The sequence below is a fragment of the Pseudomonas sp. GW822-FHT01E03 genome (genome assembly GCF_058802985.1).
Genome location: NZ_JBXAOQ010000036.1, coordinates 1 through 508 on the forward strand (window position 1 = coordinate 1; position 508 = coordinate 508).

Here is a 508-nt window from a genome sequence, read left to right on the forward strand (position 1 = left end):
TCGGCGAGCCGAACAAAGGCCTGGCGGCGATGTTCACCATGATGAACTACGAGCGTCTGGGCGTTGGTATCCAGGGCCTGGCCACGGGCGAGCGCTCGTACCAGAACGCCGTGGAATACGCCCGTGATCGCCTGCAAAGCCGTGCGCCAACCGGCGCGCAGAACAAGGACAAAGTGGCTGACCCGATCATCGTCCACCCGGACGTGCGGCGCATGCTGCTGACCATGAAAGCTTCGAACGAAGGGGGGCGTGCATTCTCCACCTACGTGGCGATGCAATTGGACACCGCCAAGTTCAGCGAAGACGCCGCCACCCGCAAGCGCGCGGAAGACCTGGTGGCGTTGCTGACCCCGGTGGCCAAGGCGTTCCTGACCGACCTCGGCCTGGAAACCACTGTACACGGCCAGCAGGTCTTCGGCGGCCACGGCTATATCCGTGAGTGGGGCCAGGAGCAACTGGTGCGTGACGTGCGCATCACCCAGATCTACGAAGGCACCAACGGCATCCA

The 508-nt window shown here is 63.8% G+C and carries 1 protein-coding gene; it reads left to right on the plus strand.

The genetic code is table 11. From position 1 onward, the window contains the following. Positions 1–508 (plus strand): acyl-CoA dehydrogenase family protein (locus AC1RP7_RS27915; protein ID WP_493184013.1); only part of this gene is annotated, 508 nt, incomplete at both ends.